The following is a 1,680-nucleotide window of genomic DNA, read 5'->3' as shown; positions in this document are numbered from 1 at the left end:
GAGAATCGCTCGACTTGCATGTGTTAGGCACGCCGCCAGCGTTCATCCTGAGCCAGGATCAAACTCTCATAAAAAAGTTGTCCATTGCTCAGACTAATCATTATCTGAATATCTGGCTTGGTTTGTTGTTTCAGTTTAATTCTTAAAGAATTAATTTATTGTTAACCTACTGTTTAATTTTCAAAGTTCTTTGTGGTGCCCAGAGGCGGAATCGAACCACCGACACGGGGATTTTCAGTCCCCTGCTCTACCGACTGAGCTATCTGGGCGAATGGTGGGCCTAGCTGGACTCGAACCAGCGACCTCACGCTTATCAGGCGTGCGCTCTAACCACCTGAGCTATAAGCCCTAATTTTGGTCGAGGTGAAGGGACTCGAACCCCCGGCCCCATGGTCCCAAACCAAGTGCGCTACCAAACTGCGCTACACCTCGAAGTATAAATTAGTAAAATACTACTTTAAATTTTATATGGCAGGGGTGGAGGGACTCGAACCCCCGGCGCACGGTTTTGGAGACCGACGCTCTACCAACTGAGCTACACCCCTATGTAAATATGGTGGACCATCAGGGACTCGAACCCCAGACCTACCGGTTATGAGCCGGGCGCTCTAACCAACTGAGCTAATGGTCCATATTATTTTGGTCGAGGTGAAGGGACTCGAACCCCCGGCCCCATGGTCCCAAACCAAGTGCGCTACCAAACTGCGCTACACCTCGTAAAAATTGGCGGAGAAGGAGGGATTCGAACCCTCGCACCGGTTTAATCCAGCCTAATCCCTTAGCAGGGGATCCTCTTGAGCCACTTGAGTACTTCTCCATTATTTTGGCGGAGAGGGTGGGATTCGAACCCACGGTGCCGTTAAGCATCACTGGTTTTCAAGACCAGCTCCTTAAACCACTCGGACACCTCTCCAAATTTTATGGTGACCCATCGGAGATTCGAACTCCGGACACCTTGATTAAAAGTCAAGTGCTCTACCGACTGAGCTAATGAGTCATATTTTTATATGGCTGGGGATGCAGGACTCGAACCTACGCATGCATGAGTCAAAGTCATGTGCCTTACCGACTTGGCTAATCCCCAGTATATATGGTGAGCGCACAGGGATTCGAACCCCGGACACACGCCTTAGAAGGGCGTTGCTCTATCCAGCTGAGCTATGCACCCATATTTTTTTTTTACTGGAGCGGGTGAAGGGGATCGAACCCTCACAGCCGGCTTGGAAGGCCGGAACTCTACCATTGAGCTACACCCGCATATAATATTATTCTTTGGTGGAGGATGGTGGATTCGAACCACCGAAAGCATTGCTAACAGATTTACAGTCTGCCCCCTTTGGCCGCTCGGGAAATCCTCCTAAGTCTTTTGGAGCTGGTGATAGGAATCGAACCTACAACCTGCTGATTACAAGTCAGCTGCTCTACCGTTGAGCCACACCAGCATAGTGTTTAATCTTATTATGGCGACCTGGAAGGGGCTCGAACCCTCGACCTCCAGCGTGACAGGCTGGCATTCTAACCAACTGAACTACCAGGCCGCATTTATAAGTTTTATGGTGGGACCAACAGGGCTCGAACCTGTGACCCCCTGCTTGTAAGGCAGGTGCTCTCCCAGCTGAGCTATGGTCCCGGGATAAATAAATGGAGCGGGTGAAGGGGATCGAACCCTCACAGCCGGCT

Annotated in this window: 16 tRNA genes and 1 rRNA gene; all 17 read right to left on the bottom strand. The window is 50.5% G+C overall.

What is annotated here, in order from left to right:
- Positions 1 to 74 (bottom strand): 16S ribosomal RNA (locus QX51_RS04630); the annotation flags it as partial.
- 119 nt (positions 75 to 193) lie between these two features.
- A tRNA-Phe gene (locus QX51_RS04625) sits at positions 194 to 269 on the bottom strand.
- 3 nt (positions 270 to 272) lie between these two features.
- Positions 273 to 349 (bottom strand) — tRNA-Ile (locus tag QX51_RS04620).
- 6 nt (positions 350 to 355) lie between these two features.
- Positions 356 to 432, bottom strand: a tRNA-Pro gene (locus tag QX51_RS04615).
- Positions 433 to 469: 37 nt separating this feature from the next.
- A tRNA-Trp gene (locus tag QX51_RS04610) sits at positions 470 to 545 on the bottom strand.
- Positions 546 to 554: 9 nt separating this feature from the next.
- A tRNA-Ile gene (locus tag QX51_RS04605) sits at positions 555 to 631 on the bottom strand.
- Positions 632 to 640: 9 nt separating this feature from the next.
- A tRNA-Pro gene (locus QX51_RS04600) sits at positions 641 to 717 on the bottom strand.
- 7 nt (positions 718 to 724) lie between these two features.
- A tRNA-Ser gene (locus QX51_RS04595) sits at positions 725 to 817 on the bottom strand.
- Positions 818 to 824: 7 nt separating this feature from the next.
- Positions 825 to 913 (bottom strand) — tRNA-Ser (locus QX51_RS04590).
- An 8-nt stretch (positions 914 to 921) separates the two neighbouring features.
- Positions 922 to 997: transfer RNA gene (locus QX51_RS04585), tRNA-Lys, on the bottom strand.
- A gap of 11 nt (positions 998 to 1,008) precedes the next feature.
- Positions 1,009 to 1,084 (bottom strand) — tRNA-Gln (locus tag QX51_RS04580).
- A 7-nt stretch (positions 1,085 to 1,091) separates the two neighbouring features.
- A tRNA-Arg gene (locus tag QX51_RS04575) sits at positions 1,092 to 1,168 on the bottom strand.
- Positions 1,169 to 1,183: 15 nt separating this feature from the next.
- Positions 1,184 to 1,257 (bottom strand) — tRNA-Gly (locus QX51_RS04570).
- Positions 1,258 to 1,273: 16 nt separating this feature from the next.
- Positions 1,274 to 1,358, bottom strand: a tRNA-Tyr gene (locus tag QX51_RS04565).
- Between the two features lie 9 nt (positions 1,359 to 1,367).
- Positions 1,368 to 1,442: transfer RNA gene (locus QX51_RS04560), tRNA-Thr, on the bottom strand.
- Between the two features lie 19 nt (positions 1,443 to 1,461).
- A tRNA-Asp gene (locus QX51_RS04555) sits at positions 1,462 to 1,538 on the bottom strand.
- A gap of 16 nt (positions 1,539 to 1,554) precedes the next feature.
- Positions 1,555 to 1,630: transfer RNA gene (locus QX51_RS04550), tRNA-Val, on the bottom strand.
- Positions 1,631 to 1,680 lie beyond the last annotated feature (50 nt).

Origin of the sequence: Terrisporobacter othiniensis, assembly GCF_000808015.1 — a bacterium.
GTDB classification, from domain to species: Bacteria; Bacillota; Clostridia; order Peptostreptococcales; family Peptostreptococcaceae; genus Terrisporobacter; species Terrisporobacter muris.
This window is presented reverse-complemented; position numbering and strand designations above follow the sequence as displayed.